Consider the following 25,439-nt stretch of genomic DNA (forward strand, 5'->3'; position numbering starts at 1 on the left):
CGGTTCCGTCACGGTGGCAATACCCAGCGTGGGGATCAATGACACGACGTGCGGTGATGTACCGGGAATGTCAGCGTACGACGAGGGCGTGCCGGCCGCGCGGCAGCAGCTCGCCGATGACCGTCCCGCCGGGGATCTCGCCCGCGATCAGCAGCCCGCCGGACGTCTGCGCGTCGGCCAGCAGCAGCCGCTCCTCCTCGGCGATCCGGCCGAAGCCGGTGTGCGGTGCGACCCAGGACAGGTTGCGGCGCGTCCCGCCGGGCACGAAGCCGTCCCGGACGGCCTGCCGGGCGCCGTCCAGGTACGGGACGGCGGCGGCGTCGACGGCCGCGGTGACGCCGCCCGCGCGGGCCAGCTTGTACAGGTGGCCGAGCAGCCCGAAGCCGGTCACGTCGGTGGCGCAGCGGACGCCGCAGTCCAGGGCGCGCCGGGCGGCGGCGGCGTTCAGCTCGGTCATCGTCGCGACCGCCTCGCCGAACACCTCGCCGGTGGCCTTGTGCCGGGCGTTGAGGACGCCGATCCCCAGCGGCTTGGTCAGCGACAGCGGCAGGCCGGGCTCGGCGGCGTCCAGCCGCAGCAGCCGGTCCGGGTCGGCGGTGCCGGTGACCGCCAGCCCGTACTTGGGCTCGGGGTCGTCGATGCTGTGCCCGCCGGCGATCGGGCAGCCCGCGGCGGCGGCCACGTCGCGGCCGCCGCGCAGCACCTCGCGGGCCAGCTCGGCGGGCAGCGCGTCGCGCGGCCAGCCCAGCAGGTTCAGGGCCATCACCGGCTCGCCGCCGACCGCGTAGACGTCGGAGAGCGCGTTGGCCGCGGCGATCCGGCCCCAGTCGTACGGGTCGTCGACGACCGGGGTGAAGAAGTCGGCGGTCGACACGATCGCGCGGCCGTCGCCGATGCGCAGCACCGCCGCGTCGTCGCCGTCCTCGCCGCCGACGACCAGGTCCCCGGTGCCGGCGGGGCCGGCCAGCCCGGCCACCACGCGCTCCAGCTCGCCCGGCGGGATCTTGCAGGCGCAGCCGCCGCCGTGCGCGTACTGGGTGAGCCGCACCCCGGACGGCGCGGAAGCCGCGGAGGACATGGAAGGCGCGGCCGACTTGGCCGACTGAGAGGACAAACCGGGCAAGCGGGTCACCTTGGAAAATCTATCCCAGATCGCCCCCCGGCGATCAATGCGCCGTCCGCGACGATCCGATTACCCCGTGGCCACATCATGCCCCCGATGCTCGCACCCGCGGCGGAAACCTTCGGTGATCCACGCCGGGGGCTTGCCGGGCCGCGCCCGGACATGGTGCGATACCCCTCACGCAAGTGCGCACTTACTTCTCATGGGTGCGCGACGTACCGGAACCGGAACGGATAGGGGCGCGAATGGGCGAGGCGGAGATTCAGCAGGTCCGGGCGGAGCTGGCGCGCGAGCTGGCGGGACTGACGATCCCCGGCGCGCTGGCCGCCACCGTGGCGGAGCACGGCGGCCGGCCGGCCTACTCCGACCGGGCGGGCACCGAGTGGAACACGCTGACCTGGGCGGACGTGCGCCGGCGGGCGCGCGAGACGGCCGCCGGGTTCGCGGCGCTGGGGCTGGCCCCCGGCGACTTCGTGGCGCTGATGATGCCCAACCGCTCCGAGCACGTGCTGGCCGACCTCGGCGCCGTGCACGCCGGCGGCGTCCCGACCACGGTGTACGCCACGCTGGCCGCCGACCAGATCGCTTTCGTCGCCGCCGACTGCGCCGCCCGGTACGCGGTGCTGGACGGCCGCGACCAGCTCGACCGCTGGCTGCCCGCGCTGGACCGGCTGCCCGAGCTGCGCAAGATCATCGTGGTGGACGCCGCGGCCGTCCCCGCCGGCGACGACCGCTTCCTGAGCTGGGACGCGTTCACCGAGCTCGGCCGCGAGCGGCTGGCCGACGCGGCCGGCGCCGCCGAGATCGACCGCCGCACCGAGGCGATCTCCCCCGACGACACCGTCACGCTGCTCTACACCTCGGGGACGACCGGCAACCCCAAGGGCGTGCGGATCACCCACTCGATGGTGCTGCACGAGGCCGCGCTGGTGAAGCGCAGCTCGGTCCTCCCCGACCACCCCAGCGGCGTGTCCTACCTGCCGTTCGCGCACATCGCCGACCGCGTGCTGAGCTACTACCTGCCCATCCGGCTGGCCTCGCACGTCCACTTCTGCCCCGACCCCGCGCAGCTGACCGCCGCGCTCGCCGCCGTGCGGCCGCACTCGTTCTTCGGCGTGCCGCGGGTCTGGGAGAAGATCATGGCGGGCATCCAGGCGGTGCTGGCCGGCGAGCAGGACGAGGCGAAGAAGGCCGCGGTCGCGCACGCGCTGGACGTCGGCCGCCGGTACGTGACCAGCCAGGAGTACGGCAACGCCACCCCGCCCGAGCTGGCCGAGGAGTTCGCGCGGATGGACGCGGCCGTGCTGACGCCGATGCGGGCGCTGCTCGGCCTCGACCGCGTGCAGCAGGCGTCCAGCGCCGCCGCGCCGCTGCCGGAGGAGGTGGCCCGCTTCTTCGCAGGGCTCGGCCTGAAGATCTTCGACGCGTACGGGATGACCGAGACCACCGGCGCGATCACCGCCAACCTCGCCGACTCGTTCAAGCTCGGCACCGTCGGCCGGGCGTTCCCCGGCGTCGAGCTGAAGCTGGGCGAGGACGGCGAGATCATGGTGCGCGGCGCCACCTGCACGCCCGGCTACCTCAACCGGCCGGACGCGACCGCCGACCTGATCGACTCCGACGGCTGGGTGCGCACCGGCGACATCGGCGTGCTCGACGAGGACGGCTTCCTGCGCGTCGTCGACCGCAAGAAGGAGCTGATCATCACCGCCGGCGGCGAGAACATCGCCCCGTCGCTGATCGAGAACCACCTCAAGGAGCACCCGCTGATCGGCCAGGCGCTGGCCTACGGCGACCGCCGCCCCTACGTGGTCGCGCTGATCACCCTGGACGGCGAGGTCGCGCCGGTCTGGGCCGCCGCGCACGGGATCGACACCACCGACCTGGCGGCACTGGCCGAGCACCCGCTGGTCCTGGAGGAGGTCGGCAAGGCCGTCGAGGACGCCAACGCCCGCCTCGCCCGCGTCCAGCAGGTCAAGAAGTGGCGGCTGCTGCCCGCCGAGTGGACCGCCGAGAGCGAGGAGCTGACCCCCACGCTCAAGCTGAAGCGCCGGATCGTCCACACCAAGTACAACGACGCGATCGACACCCTCTACAGCGCATGATCTCCATGCCCTAGGCTCGCGGCGGAGGCGGGAGAGCGCCTGGTGGCCTTCCCGGTCTTCAACACCGAGGGTCCCGAGCATCTCGGGACGGCGGGTTCGATTCCCGCACGCCTCCGCCACGCGCCTCCCCGCCCCGCTCCGCCGCCGGTCCGGGCGCCGCGCGTACGCTTGGATCATGAGCGGCATGGAGGTCGCCGGGCTGCTGGACCTGGCGGGGATCTTCGTGTTCGCGATCTCGGGCGCGCTGGCGGCGGCGCGCAAGCGGCTGGACGTGGTCGGCATGGTGGTGCTGGCCGAGATCACCGGGCTGGGCGGGGGGATCCTGCGCGACCTGGTCATCGACGACGGCCCGCCGGCCGCGTTCACCAGCCTGGGGTACGTGCTGACCCCGCTCATCGCGGCCATGCTGGTGTTCTTCTGGCATCCGCAGGTGGCGCGGCTGCTGCCCGGGGTGATGCTGTTCGACGCGGCCGGCCTCGGGCTGTTCTGCGCGACCGGGACGGTCAAGGCGCTGGACCACGGCCTGTCGCCGCTGCACTCGGCGGTGCTGGGCGTCGTGACCGCGATCGGCGGCGGCATCGTGCGCGACGTCCTGAGCGGCGAGATCCCGGCCGTGCTGTCGGACCGGCAGCTGTACGCGCTGCCCGCGCTGCTCGGCGCGGCGGTGGTCGCGGTCGCGTACCCGTACTGGCCGCACGGCCCGGTCGTGGTGGCCGGGGCGGTGCTGGCGTTCGGGCTGCGGGCGCTGGCGATGCGGTACGGCTGGCGGACCCCGCGCCGCCGCGACGAGCGGCACGGCGCCTCGCCCGCCGACGGGTGAGCCGGTCCCGCGCGAAACGGGGTACGGTCATGGCATGGGGCGAGTCACCGTGCGCAGGCCGGTCCTGCGGCTGAGCACGACCGGCGTGCGGGGACGCAGGCCCGACACCCTCGCCGTCGAGGAGCCGCTGGAGATCCGGGTCGCCGGCCGGCCGCTGACGATCACCATGCGCACCCCGGGCGACGACTTCGACCTGGTCGCCGGGTTCCTGGCCGCCGAGGGGATCATCGGCCGCTCCGACGACGTGGTCGCCATGCGCTACTGCGCCGACACCGCCGAGCAGAACACGCTGGACGTGGCGCTGGCCGAGGGCGTCGAGCTCCCCGGCGACCTGATGGCGCGCGCGTTCACCACCACCAGCGCGTGCGGCGTGTGCGGCAAGTCCAGCATCGAAGCGCTCCGGGTGAGCCGCCCGTACGACATCGCCGCGGACGGCCTGCGGCTGAGCGCCGCGACGCTCGCCGCGCTCCCGGAGCGGCTGCGCGCGGCGCAGCGCGTCTTCGACCGGACCGGCGGCCTGCACGCGGCCGGGCTCTTCGACGGGAACGGCGAGCTGCTGGTGCTGCGCGAGGACGTCGGCCGCCACAACGCCGTCGACAAGGTCGTCGGATGGGCGCTGAACAAGGGGCTGCCGCCGCTGGCCGGCCATGTCCTCATGGTCAGCGGGCGCGCGTCGTTCGAGCTGACCCAGAAGGCGATGCAGGCGGGGATACCGGTGCTCGCCGCGGTCTCGGCGCCGTCCTCGCTGGCCGCCGAGCTGGCCGAGGACGCCGGGATGACGCTGGTCGGCTTCCTGCGCGGGGAGACGATGAACGTCTACACCGGCGCCCACCGGATCGTGACCCCCTCCTGACCGGCGCGATCGGGGCGGATGCTCACCTCGTGACGAAAACGGCGCGGCCCCCTTGTCGGCCGCCTCTCAAGAAAAGCCGCACGCGCGCGGGTTCACTGTCCCGGACACCGGCCGCGCGGACATGATCACTCTCCGCCCGGATCGGGACGCCCCGGCTTCGGACGGACGAGAGGATCGGAATGGCGAGGCCCCCCGCCGCTCAGCACCGGACCGGCCCGGACGTGGACGAGCGGCATCCGCCGATCAGGACGCGCCGGGTCTCCTTCGACTGGGCGCAGACGCCGCTGCACTGGATCCCGGGCGACCCCGTCGCCACCCACATCATCAACAGCTTCCACATCGTCCTGCCCGAGGGCGAGAAGTGGTTCATCCAGTGCGTCAAGGACGCCCGCCCCCACATCCGGGACGCCCGGCTGCTGCGGGAGATCAAGGGCTTCATCGGCCAGGAGATGGTGCACGCCCGCTCCCACCAGGGCGTCCTGGACCGGCTGCTGGAGGCCGCGGGCATCGACGTCACCGCGATCACCGGCCCGGCCGGGCGGGGCAACGCCGAGCGGCCGGCGCGGATGGCCGCGCTCAAGGAGCGCTCGCCGCGCAGGTGGCGCCGGCGGCTGCGCTTCGAGCTGGCGGCGGTGGCCGCCATCGAGCACTACACCGCCGTGCTCGGCCAGTGGATCATGGACAACGACCGGCTGGACGCGGCCGGCGCCGACCCCACCATGCTCGACCTGCTGCGCTGGCACGGCGCCGAGGAGGTCGAGCACCGGTCGGTCGTCTTCGACGTCTACCGCGCGATGGGCGGCCGCTACCCCACCCGCGTGCTGGCCTGGGTCGTCTCGCTGTTCTTCCTGTACTGGGCGCTGATCGGCGGCTCGCTCTTCCTGCTCAAGCAGGACCCGTCGATCGGGAAGCGGATCACGCTGTACCGCGTCGTGCGCGCGTACCGCCGCTCGGTGCGCGAGGGCCACGTCCCGGGGATCTTCCGGCTGCTGCTCGGCGAGGCCCCGGTGTACCTGCGCCCCTCGCACCACCCCTCGCAGATCTGCTCGACGGCGCGCGCCCTGGAGTACCTGACGCGCTCTCCCGCCGCGCGGGCCGCCGGGTACGACCCGTACTAGAGGCGCACGCCGTCCGAGTACGGTCGGACCGTGTGCGCGTGGTGAGCGTCACCTTCGGCGCGACTTGACCAGGACGGGCCGCAGGCGCTTAATTAACACCGTGTCCAATAACGTCACGCTCGCCCGGACCGGCGATCCCGCCGAACTCGACCGGTTCCGCGAGGTCCAGCGCCTGAGCTACGAGTGCGCCGCCGACGTCGCCGCCGGGCTCGAACCCGGGGTGACCGAGCGCGAGGCGTGCCGCCGCATGCGCCGGTGGCTGCGCGGCCGGGGCGTGGACGACTGGCTGCACACGCCGTTCGCCTGGTTCGGCGACCGTACCGCCTTCCGCGGCTTCCGGGTGCCCACCCAGTTCCTGCCGAGCCACCGGCGACTGGAAGAGGGCATGCCGTACATCCTCGACATGGCGCCCGTGAAGCGCGGCCACTCCGCCGACATCGGGTACGGCGGCGTCCTGGGCGAGAACCGCGTCTGGGACCGGGTCGACGCCGATCTCGCCGCGTACCGGACGCTCATCCTGGACCTGGTGCGCGAGCGGCGGACGTTCGCCGCGATCTACGCCGAGGTGGACGCGCTCATCGAGCGGCAGGGGTACGACAACCGGCACCGCAAGTACCCGGGCCGCGTCATCGGCCACCAGGTCGGGATCATCGGCGGGCCGCTGCCCAAGGGCGTCGGCTTCCCGTTCGGCGTCCGGTTCCTGCAGACGATAGGCCGCGAGCTGGTGAAGGAGCGGCTCGAGGGCCGCTCCCCGCTGTGGAACGGCGCGAAGCAGTCCGCCCATCCCCCGACGCCGGGGCTGTGGGCCGTCGAGCCGCACATCGCCTTCCGCGGCGTGGGCGTGAAGTTCGAGGAGATCCTCGTGGTGACCGAGGACGACGCGTACTGGCTCGACGACGACCTGCCCCACGTGCGGCGCTGGAGCGGGCGGAAGTGAAGGCCCGGGCGGGACGGGCACGGGCGGCACACGAGCGAGGGGAGCACCGGGCATGAGCGGCGCGGCGCGGCGGGTCAGGGGCGACGGCGTGGACCTGGCCGTCTACGAGCAGGGGGCCCCGGGGCGGGACGAGGCGGGAACGGGCACGGCACGCCCCACGGTGCTGCTCGTCCACGGCTATCCCGACACCCACGCGGTGTGGGACGAGGTCGCCGAGCGGCTGGAGGCGCGCTTCCACGTGGTGCGGTACGACGTGAGGGGCGCGGGGGCCTCCTCAAGGCCGTACGGGCGCCGGGAGTACGGCTTCGACCGGCTGATGGCCGACATGCGGGCCGTCCTCGACGCCACCGCGCCCGGCCGCCGGGTGCATCTCGTCGGGCACGACTGGGGCTCCATCCAGGCGTGGGAGGCGGCTTGCACGATGCCGGAGCGGTTCGCCTCGTTCACCTCGATCTCGGGCCCCTGCCTGGACCACGTGGCGCGGTGGACCCGGCGCGGCCTGACCCGGCCGACGCCCCGCAACCTCAGGCGCGCGGCCGGGCAGGGCGCGCGCTCCTGGTACATCTACTTCTTCCAGACGCCGCTGCTGCCGGAGACGCTGTGGCGGGCCGGGCTGGCCCGGCCGTTCGCCCGCGCCCTGGAGCTCGGCGAGGGCGTGCGGCCCCGCCCCGGCCACCCCGCGCGCACGCTGGGCCGCGACGGCGCGGCCGGGGTCGGCCTGTACCGCGCCAACATGCTGGAACGGCTGCGGCGGCCGCGCGACCGGCGCACGGACGTCCCGACCCAGGTGATCGTCCCGACCCGGGACCCGTTCGTCTCGCCGCACCTGGTCGGCGGGCTGGCGGACCGGGTCCCGAACCTGTCGCTGCGGCCGATCAGGGCCGGGCACTGGGTGCCGCGCAGCCACCCGGACGTGGTCGCCCGCTGGATCGCCGAGCACGCCACCGCCGCCGACGGCGGCACCCTCACCGCGGCCGAGTCCCGCGCGCTGCGCCGCGCCCGCGCCGCCCGGGACCGGCGCCCGTTCGAGGGCTCGCTCGTCGTGGTCACCGGCGCGGGCGGCGGCATCGGCCGCGCGACGGCGCTGGCGTTCGCCGAGCGCGGCGCGGAGGTCGTCGCCGCCGACATCGACCCGGCGGCCGCGCAGCGCACCGCGGACCTGGCCGGGCTGGTCGGCCCCGCCGGGCACGCGTTCCGGGTGGACGTCGCCGACGCGGACGCGATGGAGGACTTCGCCAAGTCCGTCCTGCACGAGCACGGCGTCCCCGAGATCGTCGTCAACAACGCCGGCATCGGCATGGCCGGGCCGTTCCTGGAGCACTCGGCCGAGGACTGGAAGCGCGCCCTGGACGTCAACCTCTGGGGCGTCATCCACGGCTCCCGGCTGTTCGCGGCGCAGATGGCCGAGCACGGCCAGGGCGGCCACATCGTCAACACCGCCTCGGCCGCCGCGTTCACGCCCTCGCGCGCCCTGCCCGCGTACGCCACCAGCAAGGCGGCCGTGCTGATGCTCACCGAGTGCCTGCGCGCCGACCTGGCCGGCAAGGGCATCGGCGTCAGCGCGATCTGCCCGGGCGTGGTGAACACCGGCATCACGCGCGCGTCGACGTTCGTCGGCACGGGCGCGGAGGGGCAGGAGGATAGCCGGCGGCGGGCGGCGCGGGCGTACGCGCTGCGCGGGTTCGAACCCGAGGGCGTCGCCGAGCGGATCGTGACCGCCGTCCGCAGGGACCGGGCGCTGGTCCCCGTCACGCCGGAGGCCGCCCTCGGCTACGCGGGCTCGCGGCTGTCCCCCCGGCTGATGCGGCTGCTCGCGCGCCTCGACATCGGCTGAACGGCGGGACGTTCGCCTCCGGGGCTTCCCCCGCCCGCCGGAACATGCGACCTTGGCAGCAAGAGCCCGGCGCACGGCCCACCGCGGCCCTTCCCGGGCGGCCTCCGAACCGGCACCGGGAGCGTGAGCACATGAGGATCCGCGACATCCTGCGTAGGAAAGGGACGGCGGTGGCCACCGTGCGTCCCGACTCGACCGTACGGGACCTGCTGGCCACCCTGTCCGAGCACAACGTCGGCGCCGTCGTCGTCTCCCCCGACGGCGCGGCCATCGCCGGGATCGCGTCCGAGCGCGACGTGGTCCGCAAGCTGCACGAGCACGGCGCCGGGCTCCTCGGCCGGCCCGTCGCGGAGATCATGACCGCCGAGGTCCGCACCTGCGAGCCGGGCGCCGACGTCGACGACCTGCGCCGCACCATGACCGAGCACCGCATCCGGCACCTGCCCGTCGTCGAGGCCGGCCGGCTGGCCGGCATCGTGAGCATCGGCGACGTCGTCAAGAGCACCATCGACGAGCTGGAGAGCGAGCGCGAGTACCTCGTCGACTACATCCAGCGCGCCCCCTGACCTCCCCTACACGTACGCGGGCAGCGGCCGGGAGAGCGGGGCCGACTCCACCTCCCGGTAGGCCAGGGCCAGCCTGGCGACGGCGTCGCGCAGCGTCTCGGGCGGCAGCACGTACGGCAGCCGCACGTAGTCCTCCAGCACGCCGTCGGCGCCGAACACCGGCCCGGGCACCACGCGCACGCCGTGCCGCTCGGCCGCCTCGGTCAGCAGCGTCGCCACCGGGGCGCCCAGCCGCACCCACAGGGACATGCCGCCCTCGGGCAGCGTGAAGTCCCAGCCGGGGAGCAGCTCCCGCAGCGCCGCGGCGAGCGCGTCCCGGCCGCGCAGCAGGGCGGCGGCCCGTTCCGCGCGCACCTCCTCCACGCGCAGCAGCAGCTCCCGCACGATCAGCTGGTCCAGCACCGGGCTCGCCATGTCCAGCGGCTCGCGCGCCACGATCAGGCGGCGGGCCAGCGGGGCCGTGGCGCGGATCCAGCCGATCCGCAGGCCGCCCCACAGCAGCTTCGACGCCGAGCCGATGCTGATCACCCGGCCGCCGGTGTCGAACGCGGCCATCGGCGCGGGAAGCGGCGCGGCCGGGTCGTGCGCCAGCTCGGCGAACGTCTCGTCGGCCACCAGCAGCGCGTCGGCGCGGCGGGCCGCGTCCACCAGCGCCGCGCGGTCGTCCTCGCCCATCAGCGCGCCCGTCGGGTTGTGGAAGTCGGCGACGGTGTAGGCGAGCCGTACCGCGGTCTGCCGCATGCTCCCGGCGATCAGCTCGACGTCCCACCCCTCGTTCACCCCGGCGGGGACGAGCCGCGCGCCGGTGCGGCGCAGCGCGCCGAGCGCGTGCGGGTAGGTGGGCCGCTCGACCAGCACCGGCGCGCCCGGCTCCACCATGGTCTGGGTCAGCAGCGTGAACGCCTGCTGCGCGCCGGTCGTCACGACGATCTGGTCGGGCCGGGTCGGCACGCCGCGCTCGGCGTACCGGTCGGCGATCGTCTCCCGCAGCTCGGCCACCCCGGCGGGCTCGTACCCCGGCCCTGCGCTGTGCCGCGGCAGCTCGGCGACCGCCGCGGCCACCGCCTGCTCGAACATCGAGGGCGCGCCCGGGGTCGCGCAGCCCAGGTCGATGAACCGCGCGTCGCCGGGCGCGTGCGCCATCCCGAACCGGGCCCCGGCCGTCCCGGCGCGGGGCGCGGCCGGGGGGCGCGACATGCTGGTCCGCGGCAGAGCCGTCCAGCTCCCGGCGCCCCGCCGGCTGGCGATGTAGCCCTCGTCGCGGAGCCGGTCGTAGGCGGCGGTCACCGTCGTGCGGCTGACCCCGAGGGCGGCCGCCAGATCGCGTTCGGCGGGCAGCCGCGTGCGCAGCGCCAGCCGGCCGTCCAGGACGAGCGAGCGCACCGCCCGCGCGAGGGCGGCGTTGTACGGGCGCTCCTGCGGGACGTCGCCGAGCAGCCGGGCCAGCTGCGCGCCGCTCACGTAACGCGTACTCATAAAGGCCACTTTCTCATAATTGGCCCTACAACGACCAGACCACCGCGAGCCAGACTGGTCACGTCTTGCCAGATGACGCTGAAGGAAGAACATAAATGGCCCTGATGGCTCGCAGGCTTTTCCAGCTGTACGCGGGATTGGCCCTCTACGGTCTCGGCATCGCACTGCAGGTGTCCTCGACGCTCGGCAACGACCCCTGGGACGTGTTCCACGAGGGGCTGGCGCGGCGCTTCGGCCTCTCCATCGGGTTGTGGATCATCATCGCCGGGGCCGTGGTCATGCTGGCCTGGATCCCGCTGCGGCAGCGTCCCGGCCTCGGGACGATCAGCAACGTGCTGCTCGTCGGCGCGTTCGCCGACCTGTTCCTGTGGCTGCTGCCCGATCCCGGCTCCACCGGCGTCCGCTGGGCCTACCTCGTGACGGCCGTCCTCGCGGGCGGCATCGCCACCGGCTGCTACATCGGCGCCGGGCTGGGGCCCGGCCCCCGCGACGGGCTGATGACCGGGCTGGCGGCGCGCGGCCACTCGATCCGCGTCGTGCGGACCGGGATCGAGCTGGCCGTCCTCGCGGTCGGCTGGCTGCTGGGCGGCACGGTCGGCGTCGGCACCGTGCTGTACGCGCTGGCGATCGGCCCGCTCGCCCACGTCTTCCTGCCGATGCTGGAGATCAAGAAGCCCGAGCCCGAGCCCGAGGCCGCGCCCGAGGCGTCCCCGGCACCCGAGCCGGAGCCCGCCGCGACCTGACGTCAGCCGAAGCGGAGGCGGACGACCTGCTCGGCCAGGTCCGCCAGCATCGGCGCGGCCGACCCGGTCAGCTCGTCCAGGGTGCGGGCGCCGTCGGCGATGCTGAAGGCGGCGGTCAGGCCCGAAGCGTGCAGGGCGTGCAGGGTGTCCGGAGGGCCGGCGATCCCGCCGGCCAGCGCGACCGCCGGGACGCCGCGCTCGCGGGCCAGCGCGGCCACGACCGAGACGACCCTGCCGCCGGCGCTCCGGCCGTCCAGCCGGCCCTCGCCGGTGAGGACGAGCGCGGCGCCCTCCAGCGCGGCCGCCAGCCCGACGGTGCCGGCGACCAGCTCGGCGCCGCTCGCCGGCTCGGCGCCGAGCAGCGCCACCAGGCCGCCGCAGGCGCCCCCGGCCGCGCCGGCGCCCGGCAGGTCGTGCACCCGGACCCCGGTGTGCGCGGCCAGGACGTCGGCGTACCGGCCCAGGGCGGCGTCCAGCTCGGCGACCTGGCCGGGGGAGGCGCCCGCCTGCGGCCCGAGGACCGCGGCCGCGCCCGCCGGGCCCACCAGGGGCGCGGTCACGTCGCAGGCGACCCGGAAGCGGGTCTCCCGGACGGCCGCCGGGACGTCCGAGTCGTCGATCGCGGCCAGCGCCGCCAGCGCGCCGCCGCCGGGCGGCAGCTCCTTGCCGGCGGCGTCCAGGAAGCGCACGCCCAGGGCGCGCAGCAGGCCGGTGCCGCCGTCGGTGGCGGCGCTGCCGCCGACGCAGACCAGGACCTCGCGGGCGCCGCGGCCGACCGCGTCGGCGATCAGCTCCCCGGTGCCGCCCGTGCTCGCACGCAGCGGCGTGGAGGAAGAGGCGGAGGCGGCGGACGCGGTGCCCGCGGCGTCAACGGTGTCCTCGACGTCGGCGACCAGCGGCAGGCCGGACGCCGACGCCAGCTCCACCACCGCCGAGCGGGCGTCCGCGGACAGGCCGTAGCGGGCCCGCACCGGGCGGCCCAGCGGGTCGGCGGCCGTCAGCACCATCTCCTGGCCGCCGAGCGCGGCCAAAAAGCAGTCGAGCGTCCCCTCGCCGCCGTCGCCCAGCGGCACCGCGACGACATCGGCCCCCGGCAGGGCCCGCAGCGCGCCCTCCTCCACGGCGGCGCACACCTCGACGGCGCCGAGGCAGCCCTTGAACGAGTCGGGCGCGACGACGAGGCGGGTCGTCCGGACCGGCTCCATGTCAGGGCTCGGCGGTGAGCGTGGTCAGGACCGAGGTCAGTTCCGGCGGCAGGACGAGCGTGTCGCCCTCGTACCGCGTCTCCAACAGGGACAGCTCGCCCGCGCGCCACCAGTACAGGTACGGGCTCAGCGAGCCGGGGCCGTCCTCGTAGGCGTGGTGGGCCTGCCCCTGGAGCTCCCGCGCGGCGGCGGCCGCGGCGCGGTAGCGGGCCCGCGGGCCGCCCTCCACCGGCTGGATCGGGTGCGCCACGATCAGGCTGCGGTTGGGCGCGATCACCAGCGCGCCGTACGGCCCGATCGGCAGGTACTCGTCCAGCCAGGCCAGGTGGGTGACGGCGTAGAACGTCCAGCCGTGCAGCACGGCCATCCGCACGCCGCCCAGGTCCTGCTCGTCGAGCTGGAGCGGCCCGTCGGCGCGGACGTTGGCGCGGCCGAGCATGAACAGGGCGTCGCCGGAGACCGGCCAGCCCTCCATCTCGTCGGTGGTGACGGTCCGCACGGTGGTGGGCGTGTCGACCACCACGACCTCGATCAGGCCGGGCGCGAACGGGCGCGCGGCGAGGATGCCGTTGTCGGCCTCGGCCGGGTAGATGCGGGTGCGCAGCAGGTGCTGGGCGAGGTCGAAGTCGCTGAGGTCGAGGGGCTCCTCGATCGCGGTGACGATCGTGGTGACGTGGTCGGAGACCAGCGCGGGCCAGTCGTCGCGCGGCACCAGCCGGGCCAGCTGGCGCAGGTTGCGCATGCTCACGTGCAGCCGGTTGGCGCCCTCCAGCAGCATGACGTCGCCGGGGACCCGCCGCGAGGCGTAGCCGAGGCTCTCGGCCACCAGCACCAGCAGCGAGTCGAGGCTGCCGTCGTCGACGTCGTCCCGGCGCGCGTGCCGCCCGCTCATCGCAGACCTCCCCTGGGCCCGTCCGCCCTGTCGGACCCGGGCGGTGGCGGCCCGGCCAGCGTCAGCGTCCCGGTGTCGAGCCGGTACGGGGCGCCCAGTTCCAGCGTGAGCTGGCGGGGCCCGTGCCCGGCCGGGACGCCGGCCAGGATCGGCACGCCGAGCGGCCCGAGCCGCCCGGCGACGACGGCGTCCAGCTCGGCGGGGTCGCCGCAGTCGTGCCAGGGCCCGAGGACGATCCCGGCCGCCCCGTCGAACCAGCCCGCCCGCAGCAGCTGGGTGAGCATGCGGTCGATGCGGTACGGGGCCTCGCCGACGTCCTCCAGGAAGACGATGCGGCCCGCGGCGGGCGGCGGCGCGTCCGGGGTGCCGAGCAGCGCCGCCAGCAGGGCGAGCGTGCCGCCCGTCAGGAGGCCCTCGGCGCGCCCGGCGCGCAGGACGCGGTCGCCCGTCAAGTCGGTGGCGCCGGTCCCGTCCTCGCCCGCCTCCGGGCCGAACAGGACCGCGCGGAGGTGCCGGAGCGCCTGCTCCCGCTCACCCGCGCCCTCGGCGAGCAGCTCGCCGACCGTCATCGGGCCGAACGAGGTGGTGATCCCGAGCCGCCTCGCGAAGGCCGCGTGCAGGGCCGTGACGTCGCTGGATCCGTGCAGGATCTTTGGAGCGGTCCCGCGCCCGGCTTCGATGATCTTGTCCCAGTCGATCAGCCCGAGCAGCCGGGTGGCGCCGTACCCGCCGCGCGCGCACAGCACCGCGCGGACCTCCGGATCGCACCAGGCGGCCACCAGGTCGGCGGCCCGGTCGGCGTCCTCGCCCGCGAGCCGCTGCCAGCCCGCGCCCTCAGTGCCCTCGCTGCCCTCAGTGACCCCTGGCGGGCCCAGCGGGACGCGGTCGAGCGCGTGCTCGCCGACGGTCACCTCCAGCCCCAGGTCGCGCAGGACATCGCAGCCGGCCTTGAGGCGGACCGGATCCACCGGCCCGCTGGGCGCGATCACCGCCACCCGGTCCCCCGGGCGCAGCCGGGCGAACCGGCGCGGCGCCGCGTCCGGGCCCGCGACCGGGTCCGGCCGGGCCTCGGACAGGCTTCCGGGCGTACGGTCAAGTGGCCGGTCGGACACGCTCCGGCGGTCGTCCTCTGCCCCCGCGCGGGCGACCCCGCTCACCAACCCGATCCCTCCTCGCACCGCAACGGATAGAGCTTGTCAGGATTGCGGCCGCAACGGAAGGGGGCGCCGGTCACGACCCGAGGACGGACCGTGGCCTCCGCCACTCCCGGGCGACCCCGGCGGGCTCACCGCCGGGTGCCGAGCGCCAGCCCGACCAGCCGGGGCAGCGCCTCCCCGATGGGCGTGCGCAGCACCGCGTCGGCCAGCTCATCGTACGGGGTCGGCTGGGCATTGATGATCACCAGCCGGGCGCCGGCCTCGACCGCCTCCAGGCAGAGCCCGGCGGCGGGCTGGACGGTCAGCGAGGTGCCCACGGCCAGGAACAGGTCGCAGGACCGGGCGGCGTCCACCGCCGCGTCCAGGACGTCCTCCTTGAGCGCCTGCCCGAACGAGATCGTCGCCGACTTCTGCAGGCCGCCGCACTCGGCGCACGGCGGGTCCTCCTCGCCGGCGTCCACCCGGGCCAGCACCTCGGGCATCGGGGTGATCAGGCCGCAGGCCAGGCACTCGGCGTCGCGCATGGTGCCGTGGATCTCGATCACCAGCCCGGCGCCGGAACCGGCCTTCTGGTGCAGCCCGTCGATGTTCTGGGTGATCAGGCCGCGCAGCCGGCCGGCCCGCTCCAGCTCCACCAGCGCGGCGTGCGCGGCGTTCGGCTCGGCGTCCCAGGCGGCGTGGTCGAGGCGGGACCGCCAGGCGCGCCGCCTGACCTCGGGATCGGCGAGATATGACCCGATCGTGGACATCGCCTCGGCGGCGGGGTCCTTGGTCCACACGCCCTGCGGGCCGCGGAAGTCGGGGATCCCGCTGTCGGTGCTGATCCCGGCGCCGGTCAGCACGGTGAACGTCCCCACTTCGGGAAGCAGCGCGGCCAGTGTCGTCGCGGTCATGGTCCCAGGCTAAGACCGGAACGCCCTAGTCTGCTCCGATTAACCTGGTGGGAGTGGGCGGTGACAGGGAACGCTCACCGGCACTGAAGTGAGAGACTGGGCGCTGGTATGAAGGCAACGCCGCACATCCTGGTGATCAACGGGACGAAGGTCCGCAGGCCGGTCTTCGTCCTGGGCTCCCCGCACTCCGGCGCGGACCTGCTCGCCCGCGCCGTGAAGCGCTCCGCCGGGTTCCACCTGACCATCGGGCGGCCGGGGGTGCTCCAGATGGTCTACGCGTTCGCCCAGCGGCCCTCGATCGCCACCGAGCGCGGCCGCGGCGCCGCCCGGGTGCTCCGCGACGCCTACGCCGAAGCCTGGCAGATGTCCGGCGCCGGCTGCGCCGGATGCCGCGCCGAGTGCTGGGAGGCGGCCGGGCTCCGGCCGCCGGAGGCCGGGGACGCCAGCTGCGTGGAGCCGCGCGGCGTCGACCGCTTCGGCGACGCCTCCCCCGACCTGATCTACAGCGCCGACGTGCTGCTGGACGCCTTCCCCGACGCCCAGCTGCTGCAGGTGATCAGGGACGGCCGGGACGTGGTCGCCGACATGCTGGACGACGAGCGCTGCCTGGCCTGGTTCAAGCCCGGCCTCACCAACCTGGACGAGGTGTTCCCCAACCCGTTCCTCGGCGTCGAGGAGGTCGTCGAGCGGGCCCGCTGGCCGCGCGCGGCGGCCGCGGTCAAGTGCGCGCTGCGCTGGCGCGGGTCGGTCCGGCTCAGCGCCCGGCTGCGCGCGCAGACGCCCGAGGAGCAGCTGATGACCGTCCGGTACGAGGACCTGGTCCGGCGGCCGGGCCCGATCGCCGACGAGGTGTCGGAGTACCTCGGCTCGCAGATCTCCAAGCTGGCGCTGGCCAGCCTGGTCCGCGAGGCCGCCGGCGAGCCGCGCGGGGAGCCGCGCCGGCCGGAGCTGCGGCTCCCCGAGCGGCTGATCCCCGACCTGCGGCTGCCCGACCTGCGCAAGGGCGACTCCCGCCGGAACGAGCGGGACGGCGACGCGCCGCGGCCCGGCGGGCGCCTCACGACGCGCCAGCTGGAGCAGGTCGAGCGGATCGCCGGCACCGAGCTGGAGCGGCTCGGCTACCGGCTCAGCGGCGCCGGATGACCGCCGCCGACGACGCCGCGACCTCCGGCCCGAGCCAGCCGATGGCCAGCCCGGCGGCGCCGAGCCCCACCAGCAGCACCGTGTAGCGGGCCGGCCCGCTGCTCACGATCCCGCGCCGGACGGCGCCGGCGCCCGCCCCGGTCCTCGCCACGCCGTCCCTTGCCACCCGTGCCGCCCGTGCCGCCTGGGGCACGGGGGTGATCGTCGCACGCACCCTGGCTCCCTCTCCTCCGATGACGCCCTCCACTCACTGTGACGCGGGGGGGTGGCGGGCGGGTGGCCGGCCCCCCGCGCGCGGAGAAAGGACAAGGAAACCGCATCCGGCCCCCGGAGGACGGCCGATTCCGGCGGAAACCGGCGATCAGTTCAGCTGGCGCTCGGCGACCGGGTCGCCGTCCTGCCGGGCGAACTGGGTCCGGTAGAGCTCGGCGTACAGCCCGCCCTGGAGCAGCAGCTCCTCGTGGCGGCCGCGCTCGGCCACCCGGCCGTCCTCGATCACCAGGATCTGGTCGGCCTCCCGGATCGTCGACAGCCGGTGCGCGATCACCAGCGAGGTGCGGCCCGCCAGCGCCGTGCGCAGCGCCCGCTGGACGGCCGCCTCGGACTCGGAGTCCAGATGCGCGGTCGCCTCGTCCAGGACCACCACCGAGGGGGCCTTGAGCAGCAGCCGGGCGATCGCCAGCCGCTGCTTCTCGCCGCCCGACAGCCGGTAGCCGCGGTCGCCCACGACCGTGTCCAGGCCCTCGGGCATGTCCTCCACCAGCCCGCCGATCTGCGCGGCCTCCAGCGCGGCCTGGATCTCCTCGTCGGTGGCGTCCGGGCGGGCGTAGCGCATGTTGACGCGGATCGTGTCGTGGAACAGGTGGGCGTCCTGGCTCACCACGCCGACCTGGTCGCGCAGCGACTCCAGCGTGACGTCCCGGACGTCCTGCCCGCCGATCCGGACGGCACCGCCGGACACGTCGTACAGCCGCGAGACCAGGTGGGTGATCGTGGACTTGCCCGCCCCGGACGGCCCCACCAGCGCGACCAGCGAGCCGGGCGCCGCGGTGAACGAGATCCCGTGCAGCACCTCGCGGCCGGGCGCGGTGTCGGGGCGGGCGATCGACTCCAGCGAGGCCAGCGAGACCTCCTCCGCCGACGGGTAGGCGAAGTGGACGTCGTCGAACTCCACAGCCGGGGCGCTCTTCTTCTCCAGCGCGACGCCCGCGCCCGCGGCCGCGGCCGTGCCGAGGCGCTCGGCACCGTCCTTGTCGTCGATGAGGGGCTTGAGGTCCAGCACCTCGAAGACCCGGTCGAAGCTCACCAGCGCGGTCATGACGTCCACGTGGACGTTGGACAGCGCGGTCAGCGGCCCGTACATCCGGGTGAGCAGCGTCGCCAGCGCGACCAGGGTGCCGAGCTGGAAGTTGCCGTCGACGACCAGGAAGCCGCCCACGCCGTACACCATGGCCGTGGCCAGCGCCGCGACCAGGGTCAGCGCGGTGAAGAAGATCCGGCCGTACATCGCCGCGATGACGCCGATGTCGCGGACGCGGGCGGCGCGCTGGGAGAAGTTCTCCTCCTCCTCGGCGGGCCGCCCGTACAGCTTGGCGAGCATCGCGCCGGCGACGTTGAAGCGCTCGGTCATCAGCGAGCTCATCTCGGCGTCCAGCTGCATCTGCTCGCGGCTGATCCGCGACAGCCGCTTGCCGACCCACTTGGCCGGGAGGATGAACACCGGCAGGAGCAGCAGCGCGATCAGCGTCACCTGCCACGACAGGACCATCATCGTGACCAGCACCAGCACCAGGCTGATCACGTTGGAGACCACCGAGGACAGCGTGGTGGTCAGCGCGCGCTGCGCCCCGATCACGTCGTTGTTGAGGCGGCTCACCAGCGAGCCCGTCTGCGCCCGCATGAAGAACGCGACCGGCTGGCGCTGCACGTGCCCGAACACCTGCGTCCGCAGGTCGTAGATCAGCCCCTCGCCGACCCGGGCCGAGTACCACCGCTGGGCCAGGCCGAGGACGGCCTCCACCAGCGCCAGCCCCGCCACCGCGACGGCCAGCCAGACCACCAGGTCGTGCCGCTCCGGCACGATGCCGCGGTCGATGATCGCCTTCAGCAGCAGCGGGTTGGCCACGACGATCACCGCGGCGAGCGAGTTCAGCGCCAGGAACAGCACCAGCTCGCGCACGTAGGGGCGGGCGTAGCCCGCGATCCGCCGCACCGTTCCCGGCTTGAGCTTCTGCTGCGTGACCGACCCGTCCCGGCGGAACGAGGCCATCACCTGCCAGCCGTTGCCCGGCGTTCCCGGCATCCCCACTGCGGCCTCCGTGTCGTCCCGTCTCACCCGTAATCAAGTAAGCATCTCAGTGTCCGCCCGCTGGAACGCTCCCGGCCGCCGCCCGCTTCCCCGGTCCGCTCACGGCGTAACCGCCCGGCCCGAGGCCGGTTCCGGGCGATCGCCTGGACGGCCCCGCGGTACGGGGGTACAAGTGATCAACATCGTCAGGCTCGTCACCATCGGGAGCCCCTCGTGATCCGAAGACTCACCCGAGGCGGCGCCGGCGCGATCACCCTCGCCGCCGCGCTGCTCGCCACCACCGCACTCCCGGCCGGCGCGGCACCGCACGCCCCGCCCGCCGCCCCGTCCCCCGCCGGGATCAGGGTCGAGAACGGCGAGACCCAGCCGGTCTTCTCCCGCGCGGACGCCGTCACCCAGACCGTCATGATCGAGACTACGGCCGACAGCGACCGCGACGGGGTCCGCGACCGCGTCCAGATGCGGATCATGCGGCCGAAGGAGACGGACCGGGGCCTCAAGGTGCCCACCATCCTGGAGCCCAGCCCGTACTGGGCGGGAACGCACGACATCCCGCTCTACCCCGTCGACGTCGACGGCGCCCAGACCCGCGGGCAGGGCGCCGTCCAGCGGAACCTGGCCGACATCTTCCCCGGCTACTACGACAACTACTTCCTGCCCCGCGGGTACGCCATCGCCAACCTCGACAGCATCGGCACCGGCGGCTCCACCGGCTGCCCGACGTCCGGCGACCGCGACGAGCAGGCCGGGACGAAGGCCGCCGTCGACTGGCTGAACGGCCGCGCCCGCGGCTGGGCGCCCGACGGCACGCCGGTCAGGGCGGACTGGTCCACCGGGAACGTCGGCATGATCGGGCAGTCGTACAACGGCACGCTGCCCAACATGGCGGCCGCCAGCGGCGTCGAGGGCCTCAAGGCGATCGTGCCGGTCGCGGCGATCTCCAGCTGGTACGACTACTACCGCGCCAACGGCGGCGTCGTGGCGCCCGGCGGCTTCCAGGGCGAGGACCTCGACATCCTGGCCAAGGTCGTCCTGACCCGGCAGAACCCCGAGGTCTGCAAGCAGGTGATCGACGACATCACGGCCGTCCAGGACCGCGTGACCGGCGACTACAGCAGGATCTGGGCCGAGCGCGACTACGTCGGGGACGCCCGCAAGGTCAGGGCCGCGGTGATGGTCGTGCACGGCCTCAACGACTGGAACGTCAAGGTCAAGAACTCCGTCCAGTGGTGGAACGCCCTGAAGAAGGCGGGCGTGCCGCGCAAGCTGTGGCTGCACCAGGCCAGCCACGCGACGCCGTTCCGCTGGCGGCTGGAGGAGTGGCTGCGGCAGACCCACCACTGGTTCGACCACTGGCTGTACGGCATCGACAACGGCATCACCAAGGAGCCGCGGGTCGACGTCGAGCGCGCACCGGGGCGGTGGGAGACCGCGCGCGACTGGCCGGTTCCCGCGACGCGGCACGTGCCGCTGAGCCTGAACGCCGGAGCGGGCGGGAGCCAGCCCGGCTCGCTGTCGCTCCTCCCCCGCCGCGGCCCCGTCCAGTCGCTGACCGACGCCGGGCGCACCCGGACCGCCGAGCAGCTCCTGGTGAACGAGGACCAGGCCGATCCGGGCCGGCTGGCCTACCTGACCCCGGCGCTGAAGAAGGCCGTCCGGGTGAACGGGATCCCGAAGGCCGCGGTCCGCGCCTCGCTTGACGGGCGCTCGCCGTACCTGACCGCGCTGCTGGTCGACTACGGCACCGACACCCGGCCCACCGGCGCCCGCTACGACACCGGCGAGCGGGTCTGCTACGGCCAGGGCGTGCCGGGCGACGACGGGTGCACGACCCGGCAGGCGCACCGGACCGAGACCGCCCCGTACAAGATCATCACGCGCGGCTGGCTGGACGCCCGCAACCGGCACAGCCCGAGCCGGACCGAGCCGATCAAGGCCGGGAAGATGTACGACTTCCGGTGGGACTTCGAGCCCACCGACTACGTCGTCAAGCCCGGCCACCGGCTCGGCGTGATCGTCCTGTCCACCGACTACGACTACACGCTCCGCTACCCGGCGGGGACGAAGCTGTCCCTCCAGCCCGGCACCAGCAAGGTGTGGCTGCCGCTCGCGGGCGCGGACGGCCGGGAGGCCCTCGGCTGATCCCGTACGGACGCGCAGGCGCCCGCCGCCCCGCTCAAGGGCGGCGGGCGCTCTGCGTTCACCTCAGGCCGTCACAGGCTGTCTCAGGAGCCCGCGGCGAACATCTCGCGGAGCCGGCCGATCTGCTCCCGCCGCTCGGCCGCGCACTGCTCCTCCAGCGTGTTGCCGGGGGCCTGCATCAGCAGCCGCTTGGTCGCGGCGGCCGCGCCGGGGTTGACGGCCAGCAGGGCCTCGACCAGGCCGCGGACGGCCTCGTCCAGGCCCTCGCGCGGCACCACGATCTCCGCCAGGCCGAGCCGGGCGGCCTCCTCGGCCCCGACCGTCCGGGCCGTCAGGCACAGCTCCAGGGCCCGCGGGAGGCCGACGGCCTCGACCAGCGGCTTGGTGCCGGTCAGGTCCGGGACCAGGCCCAGCGCGGGCTCCTTCATGCAGAACTTCGTGTCGTCGGCGATCACCCGCATGTCGCAGGCCAGCGCCAGCTGGAACCCGCCGCCGATGGCGTGCCCGTGGACGGCCGCGACCGTCACGATGTCGGGCCGGCGCAGCCAGGTGTAGCCCTCCTGCAGCTCGGCGATGAAGCGGTCGGACTCGGCGGCGTCGGAGCCGTCGCCGAAGGACTCGGCGCCGCCGGAGAACATGCTCAGGTCGATGCCGGCCGAGAACGAGGGGCCCGCCCCGCGCAGCACGACCACGCGCACGTCCGCGGGCAGGCCCCGGCCGATGGCCGCCAGCCCCCGCCACATCGCGAACGTCATGGCGTTGCGGCGCTCCGGCCGGTCCAGCGTGACGGTCGCGACCGCGCCGTCGATGTCCAGCCGCAGCCCCGCCTCCGCCAGGCCGGGCACGGCCGGGTCGAGGGCCGGCCCCTCCCCGGCCGGCCCCGAGCCCGGCGCCGTGACCGGTTCCGGCCGCGGCTCCTCGGCCCTCACGTCCGCCATTCGCGTTCCCCTTCCGCGCGTTCCGTGCCGGTGCGGTTCCCGCACCGGCCGCGCGGCGGAGCGGACGGGGTCCTCCCCGCGGCCCGCCCGCCGCCGCGACCGAACCTTACTCGGCCGGCCGGGCGGCGGGTCAGGCGGTGCGCTCTACCGGGGGTCGACGTCCGTTCAGGACTTCTTGCCGCGGGTCGCGCCGCCGCGACCGCGCAGGTTGACGCCGGATTCGGTGAGAATCCGGTGGATGAAACCGTACGAGCGGCCGGTGGCGGCTGCCAGGGCGCGGATGCTCTCGCCGGAGTCGTACCTCTTCTTGAGTTCCGTCGCCAGCTTGTCGCGCTCGGCACCGGTCACGCGGGTGCCCTTCTTGAGGGTCTCGGCCACGAGTACCTCCCGTAGTGATGTGGTGACCGCTGCGTTATCCCCCGCCATGATCAGTCATTCCCGCTCGTTCGGCTACCCACTCCGCCAGAAAAGATCTGTCTGGGCCATGGTGCAGGTCACGCAAGTGCCACCAGATCGGCAAACTCATCACTCCAGATGTCTTCCACACCATCCGGCAGCAAAATCACTCTTTCCGGGCTGAGCGCGTCCACCGCGCCCTCATCGTGGGTCACCATCACGATGGCCCCCTTGAACGTGCGGAGCGCGCCGAGGATCTCGGCCCGGCTGGCCGGGTCGAGGTTGTTGGTGGGCTCGTCGAGGAGGAGCACGTTGGCGCTGGAGACGACCAGCATGGCCAGGGCCAGCCGGGTCTTCTCGCCGCCGGACAGCACGCCCGCGGGCTTCTCGACGTCGTCGCCGGAGAACAGGAACGAGCCGAGGATCTTGCGGACCTCGACCGGCGCGAGGCCGGGCGCCGCCGACTGCATGTTCTCCAGCACCGAGCGCTCCACCTCCAGCTGCTCGTGCTCCTGGGCGTAGTAGCCGATGCGCAGGCCGTGCCCGGCCACCACCTGGCCGGTGTCGGGCTTGTCGACCCCGGCCAGCATCCGCAGCAGGGTCGTCTTGCCGGCGCCGTTGAGGCCCAGCACCACGACCCGGCTGCCCCGGTCGATCGCCAGGTCGACGTCGGTGAAGATCTCCAGCGAGCCGTACGACTTGGACAGCCCCTCGGCGGTCAGCGGGGTCTTGCCGCACGGCGCCGGGTCCGGGAAGCGGATCTTGGCGACCTTGTCGGCCTGCCGCTCACCCTCGACGCCGGCCAGCAGCTGCCGGGCGCGCCGGTCCATCTGCTGGGCCGCCTTGGCCTTGGTGGCCTTGGCCCGCATCTTGTCGGCCTGCGACAGCAGCGCGGCGGCCTGCCGGTGGGCGTTGGCCGACTCGCGCTTGCGCCGCCGCTCGTCGGTCTCGCGCTGGTCCAGGTACTTCTTCCAGCCGACGTTGTAGATGTCGATCACGCTGCGGTTGGCGTCCAGGTGGAACACCCGGTTGACCACCGCGTCCAGCAGCTCCACATCGTGGCTGATCACCACCAGGCCGCCCTGGTGGCCCTTGAGGAAGTCGCGCAGCCAGACGATCGAGTCGGCGTCCAGGTGGTTGGTGGGCTCGTCCAGCAGCAGCGTGTCGGCGCCGGAGAACAGGATCCTGGCCAGCTCCACGCGGCGCCGCTGGCCGCCGGACAGCGTGCCGAGGGGCTGGGTCATGACCCGGTCCGGCAGGCCCAGGCTGGAGGCGATGGAGGCCGCCTCGGCCTCGGCGGAGTAGCCGCCGAGCACGTGCAGGCGCTCCTCCAGCCGGCCGTACCGGCGGACGGCCTTGTCACGCTCGGTGCCCGTCGTCGTCGCCATCGCCTCCTCGGCGGCGCGCAGCTTCCGGATCACCTCGTCCAGGCCGCGGGCCGACAGGATGCGGTCGCGGGCCAGCTCCTCCAGGTCGACCCCGCGGGGGTCCTGCGGCAGGTAGCCGACCGTGCCGGAGCGGGTGACGCCGCCCTGCGCGGGCTGCGCCTCGCCGGCCAGGACCTTGGTGAGGGTGGTCTTGCCGGCGCCGTTGCGCCCGACGAGGCCCACCCGGTCGCCGGGGTTGACCCGGAAGGCGGCGGCCTCGATGAGCAGCCGGGATCCGGCGCGCAGCTCGATGTCATTGGCAATGATCACGGTGACGGGCTTCCCTGACGGAGACTCGGACGGACAGGCGGCGCCCTCGCGCGGGCGGGGGGCGGAGACCAGGCGGACGCGAAACAGCGCGTCACGGTCCGTGACCGCGACGCGCTTGAGGGCCTGTCAGCTCGGGAACGAAACCATCCGATCAGTGTACGTGACGCGGGCGGCCGGTCCCGGCCATGCCCGTCCCGCTCGAACGGGCGCGCGAGGCGGCCCGCCGGGCGGAGGATCCGGGCACGCCCGCGTACCGCGAAATCGGCCAGCACGAAGGAGTGCGTCCCATGACCCGTCTCACGAGCAACGCCCCGGCCGGCACGCCCAATTGGCTGGATCTCGGAATCCCCGATATGGAACGGGCCAAAGAGTTCTACCGGGGCCTATTCGGCTGGGAATTCGTGGACTACGGCCCGGAGGCCGGGCATTACCACGGGTGCCTGTTGCGGGGCGAGCCCGTCGCCGGAATGATGCAGAATCCCGATCCCGGCGGCGAATATTGGTGGGGCCTCTATTTCGCCACCGACGACATCGACGGCACCGTCAAGCGCGTGACGGACGCCGGCGGGAGCGTGGTGAACCCGCCCATGGACGTGATGGACAAGGGCCGCATGGCGATCCTCACCGACACGGTGGGCGCCCAGTTCGGCCTGTGGCAGGGGCGCGAGCACATCGGCTCGGCGATCGTGAACGAGCCGGGCTCGTTCGTCTGGAACGAGCTGTCCACCGCCGACCGGCGGCTCGCGTCGGAGTTCTACGCGGCGGTGTTCGACCACACGCCCGAGGAGATGCCCGGCGACATGGGCTACACCGTCCTCAACCGGGCCGACGGCCAGGGCATCGCCGGGATCATGGACGGCCCGGAGAACTCCGCCTCCGGCTGGGCGACCTACTTCGAGGTCGAGGACCCCGACGCGGCGGCCCGGGCCGTCCGCGAGGGCGGCGGCGAGGTCGTCGCCGAGCCCGAGGACACCCCGTACGGCCGGATCGCGTTCGTCCGCGACCCGTTCGGGGCCGAGTTCCGGCTGATGCGTCCCGCTCCCGCCTAGCCCGGCCCGTTCCCGGCCCCGCACGCGCGCGGGGCCGGGAACGC

Annotated in this window: 22 protein-coding genes and 1 tRNA gene; 12 read left to right on the forward strand and 11 right to left on the reverse strand. The window is 74.3% G+C overall.

Going from position 1 to position 25,439, the window contains the following annotated elements; genetic code table 11:
- Window positions 1-70 precede the first annotated feature (70 nt).
- A complete protein-coding gene (gene selD, locus ACA361_RS31445; RefSeq protein WP_375018023.1) occupies window positions 71-1,078 on the reverse strand; it encodes a selenide, water dikinase SelD in 1,008 nt (335 codons plus the stop codon).
- A gap of 290 nt (window positions 1,079-1,368) precedes the next feature.
- Between selD and ACA361_RS31450 the strand changes: the two genes are divergently transcribed.
- The 8 genes from ACA361_RS31450 (at window position 1,369) to ACA361_RS31485 (ending at window position 9,356) form a co-directional block, all read left to right on the forward strand.
- The gene (locus ACA361_RS31450; RefSeq protein ID WP_375018025.1) at window positions 1,369-3,228 is read left to right on the forward strand and encodes an AMP-dependent synthetase/ligase; all 1,860 of its coding nucleotides are present in this window, start codon (window positions 1,369-1,371) and stop codon (window positions 3,226-3,228) included.
- A 23-nt stretch (window positions 3,229-3,251) separates the two neighbouring features.
- Window positions 3,252-3,347 (forward strand) — tRNA-Sec (locus tag ACA361_RS31455).
- A gap of 56 nt (window positions 3,348-3,403) precedes the next feature.
- A complete protein-coding gene (locus tag ACA361_RS31460; protein WP_375018027.1) occupies window positions 3,404-4,048 on the forward strand; it encodes a trimeric intracellular cation channel family protein in 645 nt (214 codons plus the stop codon).
- 34 nt (window positions 4,049-4,082) lie between these two features.
- The gene (gene fdhD / locus ACA361_RS31465; RefSeq protein ID WP_375018028.1) at window positions 4,083-4,901 is read left to right on the forward strand and encodes a formate dehydrogenase accessory sulfurtransferase FdhD; all 819 of its coding nucleotides are present in this window, start codon (window positions 4,083-4,085) and stop codon (window positions 4,899-4,901) included.
- Window positions 4,902-5,080: 179 nt separating this feature from the next.
- On the forward strand, window positions 5,081-6,019 hold the full coding sequence (locus ACA361_RS31470) for a metal-dependent hydrolase (protein WP_375018030.1): 939 nt from the start codon (window positions 5,081-5,083) through the stop codon (window positions 6,017-6,019).
- 100 nt (window positions 6,020-6,119) lie between these two features.
- On the forward strand, window positions 6,120-6,956 hold the full coding sequence (locus tag ACA361_RS31475; protein WP_375018031.1) for a M24 family metallopeptidase: 837 nt from the start codon (window positions 6,120-6,122) through the stop codon (window positions 6,954-6,956).
- Window positions 6,957-7,008: 52 nt separating this feature from the next.
- Complete coding sequence (locus ACA361_RS31480; protein WP_375018033.1) at window positions 7,009-8,790, forward strand: SDR family oxidoreductase; 1,782 nt, start codon at window positions 7,009-7,011, stop codon at window positions 8,788-8,790.
- A gap of 131 nt (window positions 8,791-8,921) precedes the next feature.
- Window positions 8,922-9,356 (forward strand): CBS domain-containing protein, encoded by a 435-nt coding sequence (locus ACA361_RS31485; RefSeq protein WP_375018035.1) that lies wholly within the window; start codon window positions 8,922-8,924, stop codon window positions 9,354-9,356.
- A gap of 6 nt (window positions 9,357-9,362) precedes the next feature.
- On the opposite strand, the gene ACA361_RS31490 is transcribed toward ACA361_RS31485, so the two are convergent.
- Window positions 9,363-10,832, reverse strand: a complete 1,470-nt coding sequence (locus ACA361_RS31490) for a PLP-dependent aminotransferase family protein (protein WP_375018037.1) — start codon at window positions 10,830-10,832, stop codon at window positions 9,363-9,365.
- A gap of 95 nt (window positions 10,833-10,927) precedes the next feature.
- Here ACA361_RS31490 and ACA361_RS31495 point away from each other — a divergent pair, with 95 nt between their 5' ends.
- Window positions 10,928-11,575, forward strand: a complete 648-nt coding sequence (locus tag ACA361_RS31495; protein ID WP_375018039.1) for a YitT family protein — start codon at window positions 10,928-10,930, stop codon at window positions 11,573-11,575.
- Window positions 11,576-11,577: 2 nt separating this feature from the next.
- Here ACA361_RS31495 and ACA361_RS31500 read toward each other — a convergent pair whose 3' ends face one another.
- From ACA361_RS31500 to ACA361_RS31515, 4 genes are all read right to left on the reverse strand, one after another.
- Complete coding sequence (locus ACA361_RS31500; RefSeq protein WP_375018041.1) at window positions 11,578-12,780, reverse strand: glycerate kinase; 1,203 nt, start codon at window positions 12,778-12,780, stop codon at window positions 11,578-11,580.
- 1 nt (window position 12,781) lies between these two features.
- Complete coding sequence (locus tag ACA361_RS31505; protein ID WP_375018043.1) at window positions 12,782-13,672, reverse strand: hypothetical protein; 891 nt, start codon at window positions 13,670-13,672, stop codon at window positions 12,782-12,784.
- Window positions 13,669-14,829, reverse strand: a complete 1,161-nt coding sequence (locus ACA361_RS31510; protein WP_375018045.1) for an LD-carboxypeptidase — start codon at window positions 14,827-14,829, stop codon at window positions 13,669-13,671. Before ACA361_RS31510 ends, ACA361_RS31505 begins: the two co-directional genes overlap by 4 nt.
- A gap of 128 nt (window positions 14,830-14,957) precedes the next feature.
- A complete protein-coding gene (locus ACA361_RS31515; protein ID WP_375018047.1) occupies window positions 14,958-15,722 on the reverse strand; it encodes an NAD-dependent deacetylase in 765 nt (254 codons plus the stop codon).
- Between the two features lie 108 nt (window positions 15,723-15,830).
- On the opposite strand from ACA361_RS31515, the gene ACA361_RS31520 reads away from it, so the two are divergent.
- The gene (locus ACA361_RS31520; RefSeq protein WP_375018049.1) at window positions 15,831-16,865 is read left to right on the forward strand and encodes a sulfotransferase; all 1,035 of its coding nucleotides are present in this window, start codon (window positions 15,831-15,833) and stop codon (window positions 16,863-16,865) included.
- Here ACA361_RS31520 and ACA361_RS31525 read toward each other — a convergent pair.
- Both ACA361_RS31525 and ACA361_RS31530 read right to left on the reverse strand, forming a co-directional pair.
- Window positions 16,849-17,079 carry a hypothetical protein gene (locus ACA361_RS31525; protein WP_375018051.1) on the reverse strand — a complete coding sequence of 77 codons (231 nt, stop codon included), beginning with the start codon at window positions 17,077-17,079 and terminating at the stop codon, window positions 16,849-16,851. The two genes, ACA361_RS31520 and ACA361_RS31525, sit on opposite strands and share 17 nt — an antisense overlap.
- Window positions 17,080-17,226: 147 nt before the next feature.
- On the reverse strand, window positions 17,227-19,167 hold the full coding sequence (locus ACA361_RS31530) for an ABC transporter ATP-binding protein (RefSeq protein WP_375018267.1): 1,941 nt from the start codon (window positions 19,165-19,167) through the stop codon (window positions 17,227-17,229).
- Between the two features lie 219 nt (window positions 19,168-19,386).
- On the opposite strand from ACA361_RS31530, the gene ACA361_RS31535 reads away from it, so the two are divergent.
- Complete coding sequence (locus tag ACA361_RS31535; protein ID WP_375018052.1) at window positions 19,387-21,315, forward strand: Xaa-Pro dipeptidyl-peptidase; 1,929 nt, start codon at window positions 19,387-19,389, stop codon at window positions 21,313-21,315.
- A gap of 83 nt (window positions 21,316-21,398) precedes the next feature.
- Here ACA361_RS31535 and ACA361_RS31540 read toward each other — a convergent pair whose 3' ends face one another.
- The 3 genes from ACA361_RS31540 to ACA361_RS31550 form a co-directional block, all read right to left on the reverse strand.
- Window positions 21,399-22,253, reverse strand: a complete 855-nt coding sequence (locus ACA361_RS31540; protein ID WP_375018054.1) for an enoyl-CoA hydratase/isomerase family protein — start codon at window positions 22,251-22,253, stop codon at window positions 21,399-21,401.
- A 165-nt stretch (window positions 22,254-22,418) separates the two neighbouring features.
- Window positions 22,419-22,631: a helix-turn-helix domain-containing protein gene (locus tag ACA361_RS31545; RefSeq protein ID WP_018656527.1), complete on the reverse strand. Its 213-nt coding sequence runs from the start codon at window positions 22,629-22,631 to the stop codon at window positions 22,419-22,421.
- A 116-nt stretch (window positions 22,632-22,747) separates the two neighbouring features.
- Window positions 22,748-24,346 (reverse strand): ABC-F family ATP-binding cassette domain-containing protein, encoded by a 1,599-nt coding sequence (locus tag ACA361_RS31550; protein WP_375018056.1) that lies wholly within the window; start codon window positions 24,344-24,346, stop codon window positions 22,748-22,750.
- Between the two features lie 287 nt (window positions 24,347-24,633).
- Between ACA361_RS31550 and ACA361_RS31555 the strand changes: the two genes are divergently transcribed.
- Window positions 24,634-25,395, forward strand: a complete 762-nt coding sequence (locus ACA361_RS31555; protein ID WP_375018058.1) for a VOC family protein — start codon at window positions 24,634-24,636, stop codon at window positions 25,393-25,395.
- Window positions 25,396-25,439 lie beyond the last annotated feature (44 nt).

Source organism: Actinomadura sp. 21ATH (assembly GCF_041951345.1).
GTDB lineage: Bacteria > Actinomycetota > Actinomycetes > Streptosporangiales > Streptosporangiaceae > Spirillospora.

Excerpts from the sequence above, each read along its gene's own strand:
- selD (WP_375018023.1), bottom strand. The coding sequence starts at position 1,078 with ATGTCCTCCGCGGCTTCCGCGCCGTCCGGGGTGCGGCTCACCCAGTAC.
- ACA361_RS31450 (WP_375018025.1), top strand. The coding sequence starts at position 1,369 with ATGGGCGAGGCGGAGATTCAGCAGGTCCGGGCGGAGCTGGCGCGCGAG.
- ACA361_RS31460 (WP_375018027.1), top strand. The coding sequence starts at position 3,404 with ATGAGCGGCATGGAGGTCGCCGGGCTGCTGGACCTGGCGGGGATCTTC.
- fdhD (WP_375018028.1), top strand. The coding sequence starts at position 4,083 with ATGGGGCGAGTCACCGTGCGCAGGCCGGTCCTGCGGCTGAGCACGACC.
- ACA361_RS31470 (WP_375018030.1), top strand. The coding sequence starts at position 5,081 with ATGGCGAGGCCCCCCGCCGCTCAGCACCGGACCGGCCCGGACGTGGAC.
- ACA361_RS31480 (WP_375018033.1), top strand. The coding sequence starts at position 7,009 with ATGAGCGGCGCGGCGCGGCGGGTCAGGGGCGACGGCGTGGACCTGGCC.
- ACA361_RS31485 (WP_375018035.1), top strand. The coding sequence starts at position 8,922 with ATGAGGATCCGCGACATCCTGCGTAGGAAAGGGACGGCGGTGGCCACC.
- ACA361_RS31490 (WP_375018037.1), bottom strand. The coding sequence starts at position 10,832 with ATGAGTACGCGTTACGTGAGCGGCGCGCAGCTGGCCCGGCTGCTCGGC.
- ACA361_RS31495 (WP_375018039.1), top strand. The coding sequence starts at position 10,928 with ATGGCCCTGATGGCTCGCAGGCTTTTCCAGCTGTACGCGGGATTGGCC.
- ACA361_RS31500 (WP_375018041.1), bottom strand. The coding sequence starts at position 12,780 with ATGGAGCCGGTCCGGACGACCCGCCTCGTCGTCGCGCCCGACTCGTTC.
- ACA361_RS31505 (WP_375018043.1), bottom strand. The coding sequence starts at position 13,672 with ATGAGCGGGCGGCACGCGCGCCGGGACGACGTCGACGACGGCAGCCTC.
- ACA361_RS31515 (WP_375018047.1), bottom strand. The coding sequence starts at position 15,722 with ATGACCGCGACGACACTGGCCGCGCTGCTTCCCGAAGTGGGGACGTTC.
- ACA361_RS31520 (WP_375018049.1), top strand. The coding sequence starts at position 15,831 with ATGAAGGCAACGCCGCACATCCTGGTGATCAACGGGACGAAGGTCCGC.
- ACA361_RS31530 (WP_375018267.1), bottom strand. The coding sequence starts at position 19,167 with ATGCCGGGAACGCCGGGCAACGGCTGGCAGGTGATGGCCTCGTTCCGC.
- ACA361_RS31540 (WP_375018054.1), bottom strand. The coding sequence starts at position 22,253 with ATGGCGGACGTGAGGGCCGAGGAGCCGCGGCCGGAACCGGTCACGGCG.
- ACA361_RS31555 (WP_375018058.1), top strand. The coding sequence starts at position 24,634 with ATGACCCGTCTCACGAGCAACGCCCCGGCCGGCACGCCCAATTGGCTG.